Source organism: Sphingobacterium sp. UT-1RO-CII-1 (assembly GCF_026711005.1).
Classification (GTDB): domain Bacteria; phylum Bacteroidota; class Bacteroidia; order Sphingobacteriales; family Sphingobacteriaceae; genus Sphingobacterium.
The window spans coordinates 572,730-590,396 of sequence record NZ_JAPPVJ010000001.1; the positions used below are offsets into that span (position 1 = coordinate 572,730).

A 17,667-nucleotide genomic window follows, 5' to 3' on the forward strand; every position below is an offset into this window, starting at 1 on the left:
GCATCACTATTTTTGTATAAATGGAAAAGCGTAGTATACCTTTAATTATTTGGTTAATGTCCATAGCCCTTATTGGTGTTATGGCGATGCAATACTACTTTGTACGAGAATCATATAAACAAAAGTCGCAGTTATTCGATGAAGCAGTTAAAGCTTCTTTAACTAGTGTTGCCTCTAACATAGAGAAACGGGAAATTATTGATTTTGCGAGGGAGCAGGATCGAATAAATCAAAAAAAACATGAAGCTGACCAAGCGATACAAAAACATAAGGAACAGCTTCTAGCAGAACAATTGCATATACAGGAAAAAATAAAAACGCTTCAAATAAAGCAATTTGAGCACCAGCAACAATATAAGGATCAGCAAGAGAATTTAAAGGCACATTTTCCAAATGCAATTCCGGTCAATAACTCATTCTACGAAACCTATGTAAGAAGGAAAAGATATCAGGAGCTTATTGATTTCAACGTCATCAACAACTACATTGGGGGAGGATATTTCGAAACTGACATCGAGTTATCTGCTACTCGACAAATACCTATTGTTCCCAGTAAGGATGATAGTACACGATTTATAATACCTCATTTTTTACATGGACAAGTTACCGCAATACAAACAGCGACATTGGCACCAAAAATCAATGCGGAAATTGCTTTTCAGTTACATAATCTCGAAAAACAGCTGGTAGACCTAAACAGTAGAAAGCTAGCCTCAGCTTCAACTTTATTTGATACACTGGCTATTATCGGGGGTAAAAATGCAGATATTTTAAAAAACGTAGAATTCAGCATGCAGTTGGTAAAACGTCCTTTCCGGGAACGTGTAAATTTCACGTATGTAAAAAATGAACTTCAAAACGAATTGTCAAAGAGAGAGATCAACACTGCATTTAATATCGAGGTGCGTGATGATCAAAGCTATATTATCTATGAAACTTTAAAAAACGAAGGGCCGGACAGTAAAAACAAGTTCGCACGTTATAGTACAAAACTATTTGAAAACGATCTTGGACGCACACCTGGTCAATTGTCGGTTTACTTTCCAAAATCAGCAGTCATGCGTGATAATATGAGCTATTTGCTACTACCTATGATAGCGCTTTTAGCTTTACTGATCAGTGCATTTGGTTATACATTGACTATTATTTTTCGACAAAAAAAGATTTCAGAAATGAAAACTGACTTCATGAATAATATGACTCATGAGTTTAAAACACCCGTAGCTACTATCATGATTGCAAGTGAATCATTACGTGATCCCGAGATATCCTCAGATGAAAAACGAGTGAATCGATTGGCAAATATCATTTATGATGAAAATGTTCGGCTGGGCAATCACATCGAACGTGTACTTAACATAGCTCGTCTAGAAAGAGAAAACTTAAAAATTGAAAAGGTAAACGTTCACATTAACACGCTAATATCAGGTGTACTAGAAAGTATGCAGTTACAATTGCAAAAAGCGGAAGGTACACTGACAACTGATATTTCTGCAAAAAGAGATATTGTCATTGGTGATGAACTGCATTTAGCAAATGTTTTTTTTAATCTCGTTGATAATGCAATAAAATACAGCCCGAGTGCTCCAGATATTACAGTAAAAACATATAACTCAAAAGGTCATGTTGTGGTCACAATAGCCGATAAGGGCATGGGTATGACAAAAGATCAAAAAGAAAAAATATTCGACCAATTCTACCGTATACCAACAGGTAATATACATAATGTAAAAGGATTTGGGCTTGGGTTAAGCTATGTAAACGATATTGTTAAACGTTTAAACGGGAAGATATATGTTAAGAGTGAAAAAGACAAGGGCACAATATTTGAACTAGTTTTCCCTCTAAAAACCTCATAATATTAATTATTACTAAAAAACTGATTATTCATATGCAAAAAATATTATTAGCAGAGGACGATCCCAATTTAGGTGAACTTTTAAAAGATTACCTGGAACTTAAAGGGAAATTCGATGTAACCTTATGCCAAGACGGTGAAGAAGCCTTAAGTGCATTTCGGAAAGATAGCTATGACCTTTGCATCTTTGATGTCATGATGCCAAAGAAAGATGGCTTTTCGCTAGGAAAAGATATTAGAAAAATGAACAAAACCATTCCTATCATATATGCAACAGCAAAAGGAATGATGGAGGATAAGACACAGGCATTTGAACTGGGCGGCGATGATTATATTACAAAGCCCTTCCGTGTAGAAGAACTTCTGTTACGTATCAATGCCCTATTAAAACGCGTTGCTAACGACAAGCAGGAAGAGTTAGCTGATAAGTTTGAGATAGGAGGTTATTTTTTCGATTATACCAGTCAAATTATATCATTCAAAGGTCAGCAGCAAAAGCTTTCAACAAAAGAAGCTGAACTTCTTAGATTGTTATGCCTCAACAAAAATGATGTACTCACTAGAGAAGAGGCCTTAATAAAAATATGGCATGATGACAATTACTTTACAGGGCGTAGCATGGATGTCTTCCTAAGTAAATTAAGAAAGTACTTAAAAGAAGATCCCAACGTAGAGATAGTAAATGTTCATGGAAAAGGCTACAAACTTCTGGTGAGTTAACAAAAGACAACAGGAGGGGCAGAAGCTCTACCCCCTCCTACTTTTAAAAGAAATCATAACGGACTTCTTCATTAAACTCCTCTACATATGCTTTTGTATAGTCAAGATCAGTAATGTTCTTCGCTACAAACTCCATACCCCCTAATAAATGTTTTAAGAATAATGGGTCTGAATATGCTTCTTTATTATGCCCTAAAGTAGTAACCCATGAAGTGCCCCCATCAAACTTTTGTGACCACACTACAGGGTGTAAAGTACCATAACTTGTTTTGTGTTTTTCAACACTTTGTTGATCTGCTTGATCAATTTTATCAAGATCAGCGACAATAGCAACATCAATACCTGCATAATATTCTCTTGAAAAATAGCATTCATCTTCCCACTGCCATATTGTTGGTATTTGAGAGGTGCTCTCATGCTCTTTAATTTTAATTAGATAAAGATCTTGCTTTTTAGGATGCCAGACAAAACTTCCCCCTATAAGTTTATTAAACCATGGCCATTTTCTTTCTGTCCCTAGAATAGAATGTATCCCTACAATACCTCCTCCGGCCTGAATAAATTTACGAAATGCCAACCGCTGCTCGTTAGAGTTGAAAACTTCATTATTTGTATTTGCAAAAACTACAAGATTATAATTAGACAGGTGTTCATCTGTAAATAACTCTGTCGAGTTTTCCATATAGACATCTACCTCAAAACCAACTTCTTTCCCCATCTTAACGATAGCATCCGCAGATTCCTTCAAATTATCATGAACAAAACCTTCCCCGTTTTTTGTGTATACTAAAACTTTTTTTCCCATTAAGGGAGAGTGCGGGCTATCTGCAACAAGTAGCTTAGCACTACACACAAACACAAATAAAAAAACAATTCTGATCACACTATTTATTTTAAAAAAACACATAATTAAAGACTCTTTAAATATAAAACAAGTGATTGCACCTCATTATCGAGTAAAACTCCTGAGTAGGAAGGCATTTCTTCACCGTAGCCTTCAACGATTTTTGCCTTGGGGTCAAGGATAGACTCCTTTAAATAATTATCATCAACAGTCAATTTTGCACCACCTATGAATTGACGAGAAGAACCAAAGATTCCTTTGAGAGGAGGTCCATACATTCCTTCTGTAGATGTTCCGATAGAATGGCATCCCTTACAAGCAAATTTATCAAAGAGCAATGCTCCCAGTTCAATCGAAGCACTATCTTTATTAGTTTGTAGTGAGAGAAGCTCCTCGGAAGTAAGCTGCAAGTCATTCTTTGCTATTTTCACATCTTGAAAACCTAACTGATCAAAGGATAACGCAGACAAATCATTTACTGTGAAATGGAACTCTCCTTTCACAGGTTGACCGGAAGCAGTAAGAAAATTATAAACTAATTCCATTTGCATAACCTCGGTCATATTAGGCAAAATTAATAGTACAGACTTCTCATCTTTACTTAAGTAGCTTTTAAGCACAGGTAAGCTTTCCTCTCCTGCCGTACCATCAAGCTTAAAATGCCCTGAACCATATTTATCCGTACGTTCATAGTTCCATCTTTTCACCTTAAAACTGGCCAAATCAACAACTGCTTTTCTATCTAGCTTTTCTGTAAAAGAAAGCACAAGCCCTTGTTCCCCTACTTGAAAGCTTATAGGCTTCAGATATGGTTTACCGGTGTATCTCATCCTTGTAACTGAACTGATACCCTGAGAATTAGAGCCCCATAAATTAAAACCTGCAATATAAACCTGACCATCTTTGGGATGAACAGCTCCTTTTAATACTGGCGAAGGGTAATCAGCTTCAATTAATGACACCCCTGCCTGCCCTACTTTAGAATGTTTATCTAATAATACAGAGAAAAGCCCAGGTCTACCAAAAGAAAAATGAATCATGGAATTATTAAGAGGTCCCATTTTTTCTGTACGTAACCACAGTTGACTTATGCTCGAGCGATCTATACGATGCGGTATCCAAACTAAAGGTCGTTTAATATAATCGACCGGGTGGCCGTGAGCAGCAGGTGGCACCCCAAAATAATCGTCTTTTTCGATATGATAGATCGGGGTAGCAGGAACATAATTACCCTGTTGGTCTGAAGCTGTTAAAAATTCACTTTCTACATCAAAGCCTATATAAGGAGCCCTTAGTCCTGTCGCATACACTTCCGTTGTTTCGCCATCAGGACTAATTTTCAAAATAGTTCCTGCCTGTACTGTACTAGCTCTATATCCTTTCGGCGACTTTTCAGCTATTGATTTAAAAGCTGGAGCTAAAGTTCCCCCACCTTTCGCCAAATACATAGAACCATCCTTAGCTATAACCATGTCGGCGGCCCATTCTCTTGAGTCCATTGACTGAATAATACCAGCAGAAACATTCTCATAATAATCAGCATTTCCATCATTATTCAAATCAAGCAAACGAACAATTCCTTCTCTTCCAAAAACGTATACCTGCTCTTCATGAACTTTCACACTCATAGCTTCATAAAATCCTGATGCATATCGTGTCCACTTTAATTTACTAAGATCATCATTGATATTATCAATAATCCACACGTCTCCAGAAAAAGTCAACAAAGCTGCTCGTCCATCTTTGAAAAACGCAATATCAGCGGCTCTCACATTCCTTTTCCAAGGGTTTGGCATCGGCAGTGTTAATTGGTCTACCACATAAGCTGCTGAATCAGGAGCTTTCATTCCTTTTGTATAAACCACATCCTTCCAATATTTATTCCCTCCTTTTTTAAAATTTGGGAACTCTATCTTTTGGATTCTTGTTTTAGCAATAATTTTTTCACTTTTCTCTGAATCACCTTTCCAAAAAGAAACTTGCATATCTGAAGTCTCATCTGTAGGGTAAGCAGATAGAACAACAAATCTCTCCTTTACAATATGAACTTTATGTGTGTTCATTTTCAAAGAATTTGAACTGATAGCAGTTACTTCATTTTTCTTATTTGGATTATGAATATAAACAACTCCATCCTCCTCCTTTAAAAAATGTTTATCAGACATCTCTGCTAAAACAGTGTACAAAGTGTCTTTATGGTTTTCTATCCGAATTGTTCTTGTGAGCACTGTGTCACCATCCAACACTTTACTTGTGGGCGAATCATAAACTTGTGTTTCATTCACTAAATAACTAACCACTACTCTATCATCAACTGTATACATTCCCTGATAACGACCATACTCTTTATTTAAAGGTCCCCAAATCAAGGAGTCAGCTTCTGTGATTTCTGTTCTTACATCTTTAAAATTTGGAAAATAAGAAGTCCAACCTGGATACAACCCCGAAACAACCATCGGCTCACCTAATATACGGGGAAAGCTATCATTTTTGTTGAAAAAATCTTTATACGATACTTGGGCTACACCTGTCATACTTACAAAGCCTCCTGTCCATACAGCCGACCAGCGAAGTAAATCTGGATCAAAAGCCATATAAGATTGATTACCTAACTGTATCGCAGTTGCTCTAGAAGAATAGTTTATCTTAGGAAACTGTTCTCCAAGATTACGCAGGTCAAGTGATGTATTAATAAAAGGAAATTCCGGTTCCACAAAGTCGTTAAACTCTAAACTGTCATAATCAACCGAGCTTATTATATTTATTTCTTCTTGACAGCTCTGTATCAGTAAGAAAAACAAAAAACTCAAAAAAACAAAACGACATTTTGCTATCATTACAATTTGATTAAAATATTAAATCTATACAAGTTTCAAGATTCTATTATTTTTTAACTACTTAAAACATTAATAGATCTTCTTAAAGCTTAAAATAAATCACAAGGGTACCAACTTATCTAGGGAACCCAGCTGTTGGGTTAATTATTTAAAAATGCAAATATTTAATCTGTAAATATAAAGTAAAAAGCAAACAAACGTTTGCACAATAAGCGAAAACGTTTGAGCTTTTTATATTCAACATGCACTTAAACATAGAGTTTTTCCAGAAACTAGCGTCGTAGTATCCTAAAAAATCAAGTAGTTTTTCGAATCTATCCTTTTAAAATAAAAGGACCAAAATCATTAAGACTTCGATCCTTTTACCCTATCAATTTGACAACAAATCTATTGCTAAATAGTTAAAAACCTAATTCCAGCCTCCCCCCAGAGCTTTATAAATTACGATTTGATTAATCAAGCGTTCTTTTTGTATTTCGACTTCATCAATTTGAGCTGCTACCGCATCCTTTTGCGCGGTAATTATCTCCAAGTACGACACCCTTCCCGCTATAAACAATTCACTTGCCGCATCAACAGCACCGCTCAATGCATCTACTTGTTCAGCAATAAACTGTGCCCTATTGCTAATATGTTCTTGCGTTTTAACTGCACTTGTCACCTCACTGTACGCATTAAGAACTGCCTTTTCATAAGCAAGAAAATTCAGTCCATACATTGCTTTATACGTTTCATGTTGTGACTTCAGTTGACGCTGATTTAGTATCGGCGCAGTTACGCCTCCCAATACACCATAAGTTACAGATTTATCTAAATTAACTAACTTATCGAAACTAAAGCTTTGCAGACCTAAATATGGTGAAAGAACAATCGATGGTAAAAAAGAGGCGCGTGATGCCTTTACATCTTGTTCTGCTGCGATAAGGTTAAAAGAAGCTTGCCGCACATCGGGACGAAGTCCTAACATTTCAAAAGGCGTCCCCAACTCTAATTTATTAAACAAAACAGTATGCTCAAAGTTATCAACACTGGTTCGTTCAATATCTCCGTCAAATTTTCCAGTCAAAAAATTAATATGCTGTTCTAGTATACTGATCTCTTGTTTTACTTTTTCCCGTTCCGCTTTTGCATTTGCTAACAATCCCTTAAATTGTTGGACTCCCAATTGAGAAGATCGACCTGCTTCTTTCTGTAATTCTGTAATTTCAAGAGCCCTCTCGTTTAGAGTTATATTATTATCAAACACTTTAATCTTTGCATCCAAGCTAATTAACTCATAATAAGCAGACGCAATATTACTAACCAATTCCGTCTCGATTAACCGCCTTGCCTCATTCTCTGCTAGCAAAGTATTGAAAGCTGCATTACGTTGACTTTTAATTTTCCCCCATAAGTCTAATTCCCATGACGCTCTAACTCCGACAAAATAGTCAGGGATAGCAGGGTCAGGAATACGTTCATCTTCTTTTAAATTCTCCGAAAATTTGGCGTCATAATTCCCGATTCCTGATTCTGTATAAAAACCATATTTTTGCAAGCCAGCCTCCGCAGCTAAATCCAAGTTAGGTAACAAGGCTGCTTTTCGCTGTTTAAAGCTAGCCTGGGCTATTTCAATCCGTTTAACAGCCTGTTGCAAGTCATAATTATAAATTAATGCAGAATCTACCAACAACCTTAATCCTGGGTCGGTAAACAAATCTTGCCACTTTTGATTTGCCAGTGAAACACTTTCTTGCTCATGAGCTGTTTGATTATTAACAAAATTATCTGGTAAGGCCTTGTGTTGCTGTTTTTCTAATTTCTTCGGTACGCTACACGATACGACTGTAGACAATAACAGTAGAGAAGCAACAACTTTTACACCTTTACTCCCTTTTTTATTATTTTGTTTTGAGAACAGCACATAAAGTCCTGGAATAATAATTACACCTAATATAGTACCTATCAACATTCCTCCTACAGATGCTGTACCAATTGTTCTATTCCCAATAGCGCCTGCACCAGATGCTAACATTAAAGGTATTAAACCTGCGATAAAGGCAAAAGAGGTCATTAAAATAGGACGTAGTCGCGCATATGCTCCTTCTATAGATGCCTGAACAATGTTCATACCTTGCTTTTGCTTTAAGACAGCATACTCAACAATCAAAATAGCATTTTTACCTAGTAAGCCGATAAGCATAACCAACGCTACCTGTGCGTAGATATTATTCTCTAAACCAAATAGCTTTAAGAATAAAAAAGAACCAAAAACTCCTGCCGGTAAACATAAGATTACTGGCAACGGCAACAAGAAACTTTCATACTGCGCTGCTAACAAAAGATATACAAAGACCAAACACAATGCAAAAATATAAATTGCTTGATTTCCAGAGATCACCTGTTCTCTTGTCATCCCTGCCCATTCAATTGCATAACCTTGCGGTAAATTTTCAGCTAATTTTTGAACAGTCTCGATAGCCTGTCCTGTACTGTAACCAAGAGCCGGTTGTCCATTAAGCATCGCAGATGTAAACATATTATAACGTGTGATTTGTTCAGGGCCGTATATACGTTTCATTTGTATAAATGATGAATACGGAATCATCTCTCCCTCTTTAGTTTTCACAAAAAGATTCAAGACATCTTCAGGTTTCTGTCGATAATGTGGATCTGCCTGCACCATCACTTTATACATTTGCCCATAACGTATAAAATTCGTCGCATAAAAACTCCCCATCAATGTTTGCAAAGTATTCATTGCATTTTCAACCGATACTCCTTTCTTTGCGGCCATATCGTAGTCTATTTCCAGCATATACTGAGGAAAACTGACGTCGAAACTTGAAGAAACACTCTCAATTGCTTCCGAATTATTTAAATCGTCCATGAACTGCTGCAGAACAGCTGCAGTTTGATTTAAATCTTCACTTCCTGTCCTGTCTAACAACCTCAGTTCAAAACCTGAAGCGTTTCCAAATCCTGGCACTGTAGGTGGAAGAAAAAACTCTATCTCAGCATCAGCAATATGTGCCGTTTTCTCACGTAGATCGTTCATTATATCGTCAGCACTCTGTGAACGCTCATTCCAAGCTTTCAAGTTGATCATCCCCATTCCATAGGATGCCCCTGAAACTTCCGTCATAATACTATAGCCTGCTAAAGTAGAGACAGTCTCGACAGGCTCTAAACCTCTTGAAATTTCATCCACCTCATCTAAAACGCGCTCTGTACGATCTACTGTAGCGCCTGGAGGCGCAGTCACGCTGACATAAATCATACCTTGGTCCTCAGTGGGAATAAATCCTGAAGGCAGAACGGAGCTTGTCCCCCATGTGGCTATAAAAAACACAGCCAGTAATCCCAAAGTAACAACTCTACGTCCTACAATTTTCGCTAGGAAAGTACGGTATTTATTTGCTGTCCTGTCGTAGGAGCTATTAAATTTCTTAAAAAATTTACTCAGCCAACTGTTGGATTCTTTCTTATCATGCGGAGATCGTAATATTAACGCACATAATGCAGGAGTTAATGTCAATGCATTAATACCCGATATTACAATAGCGGACGCTAGTGTAAGTGAAAACTGACGATAAAAAATACCTACTGGCCCCGATAAAAAAGCGACTGGCACAAATACGGCAGACATCACTAAAGTGATGGCAATAACAGCTGCACCGACTTCTTTAATAGCCGCTAGGGTTGCTTCCATAGGAGGGAGATGTTCTTCTTCCATCTTAGCATACACTGCTTCCACCACCACAATACCATTATCTACGACGATACCAATTGCAAGGACTAGTGCAAATAACGTTAATAGATTAATTGAAAAGCCCATCATCTGCATAAAGAATAAGGCTCCTATCAAACTTACAGGCACTGCTAAAATTGGAATAATAGTGGCTCGAAAATCCTGTAAGAAAATAAAAACAACAAGAAAAACTAAAATAAAAGCTTCTATAAGCGTAATAACAACACTTGAAATAGATGCATCTAAAAAGCGAGAAACATCGTATCCCATAGTATACGTCATCCCCGGAGGGAATGTTTCAACACTTAGCTCGTTCATTCGATCTTTCACCCGTTGAATAACTTCCTGTGCGTTTGAACCAGGTAACTGTTTCAACATGATAGATGCAGAAGGTCTCCCATCTGTTTTAGACACCATTTCATAATCCAACGAACCAAATTCAACATCAGCTATATCACGTATCCGAATGATTGACCCGTCCGCATTTGCACGAATAGGTACGTTAGCATATTCGTCAGGCTCCGAAAACTTACCGGGATAACGCAACACATATTGCTGCATATTAACTGTTTTATCTGAGCTAATACCTGTTTGTCCAGGTGCAGCCTCTATATTTTGACGACGTAGAGATTCTATAACTTCATCAGTAGATATTTGATAAGCTGCTAATCTATCGGGCTTCAGCCAAACACGCATAGCATAATCACGCATACCCATTATTTGTGCAAAACCTACACCCTCAATCCTTTTTAACTCTTTAAGAATGTTGATATCCGTGAAGTTATAGATGAATCGTTCATCGGCTGTTTCGTCTGTCGTATATACGTTTAAGTACATCAACATACTATTCACCTCTTTTTCGGTTGTTACCCCCGCTCTTATCACTTCTTCTGGCAACTCATCTAATACGGTAGTGACCCTATTTTGTACGTTCACCGCAGCAATATCGGGGTCAACCCCCACATTAAATGAAACCTGAATCAAGGTATTACCGTTATTCGTTGTAACCGTATTCATTGAAGTCATGCCAGCAACACCATTTATTGCCCGTTCTAAAGGTATAGCTACCGCATTCGTACTAACCTCTGCGTTTGCTCCTGTATAATTTGCTGTAACGACAACTGAAGGCGGCACAATATCTGGAAACTGCGTAATAGGCAGTGTAAATAGCGCCAGTAGTCCTAGCAAGGTGATAAATAAAGAAATCACCAAGGATAAAACTGGTCTTTTAATATATGTTTCGAACATTATCTAAATTCCTAATTTTTTAATTCTGAGTCTTTGGTGTTACTTTCATTCCATCACGGAGTCCTTGAACTCCTTCAAAAACTATCTTATCGTTTTCATTAAGACCATCCTCAACAATATAATAATGCCCTACACGTTGTCCTGCACGAAACGGTTGCATCTTGACTGTCTGATCTGCATTTAAAACATACACATAAGCCTTATCCTGTACTTCAACTACAGATTTCTGATGAACAAACTTCGTGTTGCCCGTAGAAACAGGAACGCCGATTTTACCCGATCCGCCATGTTTTAATAAACTTGATTCATTAGGGAATTTTGCTCGCAAAGAAATAGAACCAGTAGTAGGCTGAAATTCACTTTCTACGACTTGAGCAATTGCTTTATGGGCATACTCCTGTCCGTTCGCCAAAATTAACTTGACCTCTCTTGTAAAACTATTTCCATTGAAATTCGAATCTGTTGCTAAAGCCAAATACTCGGCCTCAGAAATATCAAAATATACATTCAATGCATTTAAATCAGATATACTTGTAATCAAAGCTCCTTCTTCTAATAACGATCCTTCTTTTAGTAAAATACGGTCAATACGGCCATCAAAAGGTGCCTTAATAGAAGTTTGCCCAAGTTTTGTTCGCGCTTGATTGAGCACTGCCTTTGCCTCTTCCACTTTGGACAAAGCTGCAGTATACTGCACTTGAATCAAATCGCGTTCTGTAGTTGATACAATATTCTTCTCTACTAACTTCTTTGTTCTTTCTTTTTCTAATTCAACTTTTTTTGCTTCTGCAATAGCAATATTTAATGCCGCTTCTGCTTTAGCAAAATCAGCTTTATATTCTTCATCATTTAGCTTAAATAGCGTCTGCCCCGCTCTAACTGTCGCTCCTTCATCTACATATATTCTCTCTAAAAAACCACTTAAGCGAGATCTTAACTCGACATTTTTTGAAGCCTGTATATCAGCTATATACTCTTTATATATGGTTGTATCCATAACTGTTAAACCTACAATAGGAACTTGCCTAGCTGTCTCTACCTTAGTCTCCGTACTTTTGACAGTACAATTGCTCACAAATAGCCCAATTGCTACTACTCCGAACATCAATGAAATAGATTTCATGCACTATATTATTTAAAATAAAATGATTAAAAGTAAAATAACCAGCTTAAGATAGACCTAATAAAAGCTGATTACACATAACGAAAGTATCCTATGAATTAGGAAACTCTTAGGAAAAATTCTAAAAAAGTTTGAACCTATGCAGAAAAGTATCATAGCCCAGCAGCACCTGCTTTTTATTATTATCGTAAAATGGGTGTTTACGATCATTAGACAAATACTTAAAAACAAGTAATAATCCAAAGACTATAATAAATACAGGAACTAAGTGAGGATGTTGATAGGAATGACTACGGTACTCCTCGTATAAAATCTCAACATCTTGGGTTTCTTTATTTATCGGTAAATCTAAAACATCGTCTAAAACAAACTCTAAAATAGACTCACCATTCAAAATAGAATCCTGATCCACTACATACGTATTCCCTCCTGCTTCATAGGCAAGAATGTTCATGTAGCAAAGCAACACAAAAAAGTGAATCAGTTTAAGCATCATTCCGCAGTAAAGCTACTAAGCATTACTTGCCTAAACAATGCATTTTTGTAAAAAAAATGTTAATTAATTTTTTAAACGACACAATATTTCAAAATAATCACTATTTGCTAATCTTGTGGTCGCTTTCTAATCTTTAGAAGAATCCAAAGAAGCACTGCTATAACGGCAGCCACCAAGATAAAACCGGTCCACATACCTGCTTTAAAAATACCACCAATAACTTGGCATCCAGTCAACATTAAAAGTAATAACGTAGATAGAGTTATAAAGAATGCTTTTTTCATAAACACAAAACTAATTAACAACTATTATTATAGTAGGTTTAGACTACTGGACATTTTCAGTTTATTGCCTACGTATTTATAATAAAACAACGTTTTCTCTTTTTTGTTCATGGAATAATAATACTACAGATAAAACTATCGTAACTCCCCTAAAACAAGCCCAGAAGCACAATTAAAAACACTCTCCACCAAACAGACACTAAACTCTTGACGGCTTTAAGTGACATACACTTTCAAAAAGAAGCCGGGGAATAAATTCTCCGGCTTCTTTTATTTTTAATCTGCCCTTAAGATTTTAGCAGCTTCAACCATAGATTCTAGCGCAGCCTTTGTTTCTGGCCATGCTCTGGTTTTTAGCCCACAATCCGGATTAACCCACAATTGCTCTGCAGGAACCACCTCCTTTGCTTTACGCAACAGATTAACCATTTCTTCTGTGCTTGGGACGCGAGGCGAGTGTATATCATAGACACCAGGACCTATATCATTTGGATATTTAAAATCTCCAGCAAAAGCCTCTAACAACTCCATCTGTGAACGAGATGTTTCAATTGTAATAACATCAGCATCCATTGCTGCAATATCCTCTATAACATCATTAAATTCCGAATAACACATATGCGTATGAATCTGTGTATCATCTTCTACATTTGATGAAGAAACGCGGAATGCTCTTACTGCCCAATTAAGGTATTTTTTCTGATCTGCTTTCCGCAACGGTAAGCCTTCACGAATAGCTGGTTCATCTATTTGAATAATTTTTATTCCTGCCTTCTCCAATGATTGCACTTCATCTAAAATAGCTAGGGCAATCTGATAAGTTGTCGTTTCACGAGGTTGATCATTACGAACAAACGACCATTGTAAAATAGTAACGGGTCCCGTTAACATTCCTTTTACCGGTCTTTCAGTCAAGGATTGCGCATAAGCAGACCAACGAACAGTCATATCAGCAGGACGATACACGTCTCCATATATAATCGGCGGCTTCACACAACGAGAACCATACGACTGCACCCATCCATTCTTAGTAAATGCATAACCTGCCAATTGTTCTCCAAAATACTCCACCATATCATTACGCTCAAACTCACCATGCACCAATACATCTATATCGAGGTCTTCCTGCAAGCGAATAGTACGTTCAGTTTCCTCAGCTATTTCTTTATCATATTCTTCTTGCGTAATCTTACCTTTTTTCAGATCTGCTCTCCATTTACGGACATCCTTAGTTTGTGGAAAAGAACCAATCGTAGTTGTTGCAAATGCTGGCAAATTAAACTTAGCTTGTTGCGCAGCTTTCCGAAGAGCGAAAACAGACGTACGTTTTGCATCGTTATCTGTAATATTGCTAACTCTTTGCTTAACTGCGGGCTTATGAATCAATGTCGATGTACGACGATTTTCGGCAGCAAGTTTATTAGCCTCAAAACGTTGTTTCGTTTTTTCATCCACATCTCCATTTGCCAATGTTGCCAAATCCTTTATCTCTTGTAGCTTTTGTTTAGCAAATGCCAACCAATTTTTCACTTCCTTAGGAAGAGATTCTTCATTATCCTCATTATCCAAATCAAAAGGAACATGCAACAATGATGAGGATGGTCCTACCCAAACACGATCCTTACCCAACACTTCTACCGCTTGCGCTATTTGGGTTAAAGATTTCTCATAGTCATTCTTCCATATATTCCTACCCTCCACTACGCCTAATGACAATATTAAAGACTGTGGCACCTTTGGCAATACCGTATCTAACTGATTTTCCCCACGCACAAGATCTAGGTGCAAAGCATGAACAGGTAGGTTCAATGCTGTTTCTTCATTATTGCTTAGTGCCTCAAAATATGTTGTAACAATCAACTTTAATTGATCAGAAACTTTGGCCAGCCTAGCATATACTCGTTTATAGAGATCTTGTGTTTTTTGATCAATATCTAATGTCAAAAATGGTTCGTCAATCTGTACATACTGAGCTCCTGCGCTTGCTAACTTGGATAAAATCCCCTCATAAACAGGTAGCAATCTATCAATCAGATCAATTCTATCAAAACCCGTTTCTTTTTCTTTCCCTAATAATAAATAGGTAATTGGCCCTACTAAGACAGGTTTTGTTTCAAATCCTAATGTTTTAGCCTCTTCATACTCATGCAAAAATTTCTCCGACGTTAAGCTGAACTCTTGATCTTTAACGAACTCAGGAACTAAATAGTGGTAATTTGTATCAAACCACTTTGTCATTTCCATTGCTGTTACATCTACCCCATCTTCCTGAAAGCCACGGGCCATGGCAAAATATAAGTCTAAATTATACTTACGGTCAGCTTTATCCAACAAAGACTGGTAACGCGCTGGTATAGCTCCAACTGTTAATGTCAAATCTAAGATTTGATCATAAAAAGAAAAATCATTTGAAGGGATCAAGTCTATTCCTGCAGACCTCTGAGTTTCCCAATTTTCTTTCCTTAGGTTAACCCCAACTTCCAATAGCTCATCAGCACTAATCTTCTTAGCCCAATACGCTTCATTCGCCTTTTTCAATTCGCGAAAAGCCCCCACACGAGGGTAGCCTAAATTGTTTGTTAATAACATAGTTCTTTTATTAAACTGTTTTACAATAAAAAAATCGCTTGAAGAAAAAGGACACCAGAAGTAGTGATCACAGCTTATCTTTCTCCTTTTTTCGGAGTAGAATGCAGCACCTTGTCAAGTGACAGGTTGCTAAGGCTTCATTGGGTCTATTCCCTCGGCCTTTCTCTATAAGCGCTGCTAAGATATGTAATAAATATTAAAATCACTAATATTTATATGAGTTACCTTAAAAAGGTATTTCTCTATTATTATAATATATAAAAAATATACATCAGGACAGTAGTTTCAGTAGTTGTCAGTATATTCGCACAACTAAAATCTAATTCTACAAATATTATGGGCAGTAAAATAATACGATTCCCCTATAATCAAAAATATCCGTCAATTGCTGATTTAAAAAACAAAGCTAAGTCACGGATACCAAAATTTGCTTTCGATTATCTCGAGGGAGGTGTAAATGAGGAGTTAAATCTAGCGCGCAATGAGTCTGATTTCGATAAAATATATCTACAACCTCGATATTTAGAAAAAATCGGAGAAATAGATATGTCAACAAAACTATTTGGCATAGAATACAGCGCCCCTTTTGGCGTATCACCTATTGGACTACAAGGCCTCATGTGGCCAAATGCGCCAGAAATACTTGCCAAAGCTGCCGCTAAAGAAAAGCTGCCCTATATATTGAGTACAGTATCAACAAGTAGTATTGAGCGGATTGCTCAAGTTTCAGAAGGCACCGCATGGTTTCAGCTTTATCACCCTACGGAGGATCGCTTACGTAATGACATACTCCAGCGTTTAAAAGATGTAGAATGCCCTGTACTAGTTGTTTTGGTTGACGTACCTTCTTTCGGACTACGTTATAGAGAAATAAAGAGTGGCCTTTCCATGCCTCCAAAAATGAATATTTCCAATGTTATACAGGCGATGATTCGTCCTACCTGGGGAATAAAAACACTTAGCCACGGCATTCCGTCTTTTGCGACGCTGAAACCTTACATGGAAAAAGGTCTAGACTTAAGTCAACTTGGACAGTTTATGAACAAAACTTTTACGGGAAAAGTGACTTTTGAAAAAGTAAAAGCAATTAGAGATATATGGAAAGGCCCACTAGTGCTTAAAGGCATAGCTACTGATGCGGATATGAATGACGCAATCGCTTTAGGTGCAGACGGTGTCATCATATCCAACCATGGTGGTCGACAGATAGATGCAGGAGAGTCTTCTATAGATTCACTTATCAGACTAGCTGCAAACCCTAACTACAATGAAAAAATGAAGATAATGTTAGATGGGGGGATTCGCTCAGGTGTAGATTTAGCTCGTGCTCACGCTGTAGGCTCTACCTTCAACTTCATGGGTCGACCATTCATGTATGGTGTTGGAGCACTAGGTAACGAAGGTGGTGAGCATACGATGAACTTATTTAAAGCACAACTTTATCAAGTAATGCAACAATTATCAATTGACAAAATTGACAGGTTTCCCGAACGCCTTCTTACTATCAAATAATCTAAAAAAAGGAAGAGCGTATGAAAACATACGCTCTTCCCTTTTTCGAAATCACCCCACTACACTATATAGATAGTGTTTCTGCAAAATATAGGAAACAAAAAAGCCTCTTCATTTGAAAGAGGCTTTTTAAAGTGGAGGCTACTGGATTCGAACCAGTGACCCTCTGCTTGTAAGGCAGATGCTCTGAACCAGCTGAGCTAAGCCTCCGAATAAATGGTGGAGAATACTGGATTCGAACCAGTGACCCTCTGCTTGTAAGGCAGATGCTCTGAACCAGCTGAGCTAATTCTCCTTTTTTATTCTTTAAGAACTGCAAATAAGCCAGCTTTATAAACGCGCCTTATTGCTTATTGCGTGTGCAAATATAGAGGTTAATTTCGATTTTAAAAATTATTTTCCTCCTTTTTTTCTACTCTACAAACA

Annotated in this window: 10 protein-coding genes, 2 tRNA genes and 1 riboswitch; of the genes, 3 read left to right on the top strand and 9 right to left on the bottom strand. The window is 37.2% G+C overall.

What is annotated here, in order from left to right:
• Positions 1-20 precede the first annotated feature (20 nt).
• Together ORI89_RS02315 and ORI89_RS02320 are read left to right on the top strand one after the other, a co-directional pair.
• On the top strand, positions 21-1,859 hold the full coding sequence (locus ORI89_RS02315) for a sensor histidine kinase (protein ID WP_268228809.1): 1,839 nt from the start codon (positions 21-23) through the stop codon (positions 1,857-1,859).
• Positions 1,860-1,891: 32 nt separating this feature from the next.
• Positions 1,892-2,578, top strand: coding sequence for a response regulator transcription factor (locus tag ORI89_RS02320; RefSeq protein ID WP_268228810.1), 687 nt, complete (start codon positions 1,892-1,894; stop codon positions 2,576-2,578).
• 43 nt (positions 2,579-2,621) lie between these two features.
• Here the strand turns inward: ORI89_RS02320 and ORI89_RS02325 are convergent, their stop codons facing one another.
• From ORI89_RS02325 to metE, 7 genes are all read right to left on the bottom strand, one after another.
• Positions 2,622-3,461, bottom strand: a complete 840-nt coding sequence (locus ORI89_RS02325; protein ID WP_268228811.1) for a ThuA domain-containing protein — start codon at positions 3,459-3,461, stop codon at positions 2,622-2,624.
• Between the two features lie 26 nt (positions 3,462-3,487).
• Positions 3,488-6,259, bottom strand: a complete 2,772-nt coding sequence (locus ORI89_RS02330) for a DUF6797 domain-containing protein (protein ID WP_268228812.1) — start codon at positions 6,257-6,259, stop codon at positions 3,488-3,490.
• Positions 6,260-6,668: 409 nt separating this feature from the next.
• Positions 6,669-11,237, bottom strand: a complete 4,569-nt coding sequence (locus ORI89_RS02335) for an efflux RND transporter permease subunit (RefSeq protein ID WP_268228813.1) — start codon at positions 11,235-11,237, stop codon at positions 6,669-6,671.
• A gap of 19 nt (positions 11,238-11,256) precedes the next feature.
• A complete protein-coding gene (locus ORI89_RS02340; protein ID WP_268228814.1) occupies positions 11,257-12,360 on the bottom strand; it encodes an efflux RND transporter periplasmic adaptor subunit in 1,104 nt (367 codons plus the stop codon).
• Positions 12,361-12,481: 121 nt separating this feature from the next.
• Complete coding sequence (locus tag ORI89_RS02345; RefSeq protein WP_268228815.1) at positions 12,482-12,814, bottom strand: hypothetical protein; 333 nt, start codon at positions 12,812-12,814, stop codon at positions 12,482-12,484.
• 149 nt (positions 12,815-12,963) lie between these two features.
• Positions 12,964-13,140, bottom strand: coding sequence for a hypothetical protein (locus ORI89_RS02350; protein ID WP_268228816.1), 177 nt, complete (start codon positions 13,138-13,140; stop codon positions 12,964-12,966).
• A 276-nt stretch (positions 13,141-13,416) separates the two neighbouring features.
• Complete coding sequence (metE, locus tag ORI89_RS02355; RefSeq protein ID WP_268228817.1) at positions 13,417-15,729, bottom strand: 5-methyltetrahydropteroyltriglutamate--homocysteine S-methyltransferase; 2,313 nt, start codon at positions 15,727-15,729, stop codon at positions 13,417-13,419.
• A 71-nt stretch (positions 15,730-15,800) separates the two neighbouring features.
• Positions 15,801-15,903, bottom strand: a riboswitch (SAM riboswitch).
• Positions 15,904-16,065: 162 nt separating this feature from the next.
• Here metE and ORI89_RS02360 point away from each other — a divergent pair.
• A complete protein-coding gene (locus tag ORI89_RS02360; RefSeq protein ID WP_268228818.1) occupies positions 16,066-17,241 on the top strand; it encodes an alpha-hydroxy acid oxidase in 1,176 nt (391 codons plus the stop codon).
• A 135-nt stretch (positions 17,242-17,376) separates the two neighbouring features.
• On the opposite strand, the gene ORI89_RS02365 is transcribed toward ORI89_RS02360, so the two are convergent.
• Positions 17,377-17,451: transfer RNA gene (locus ORI89_RS02365), tRNA-Val, on the bottom strand.
• A 7-nt stretch (positions 17,452-17,458) separates the two neighbouring features.
• Positions 17,459-17,536 (bottom strand) — tRNA-Val (locus tag ORI89_RS02370).
• Positions 17,537-17,667 lie beyond the last annotated feature (131 nt).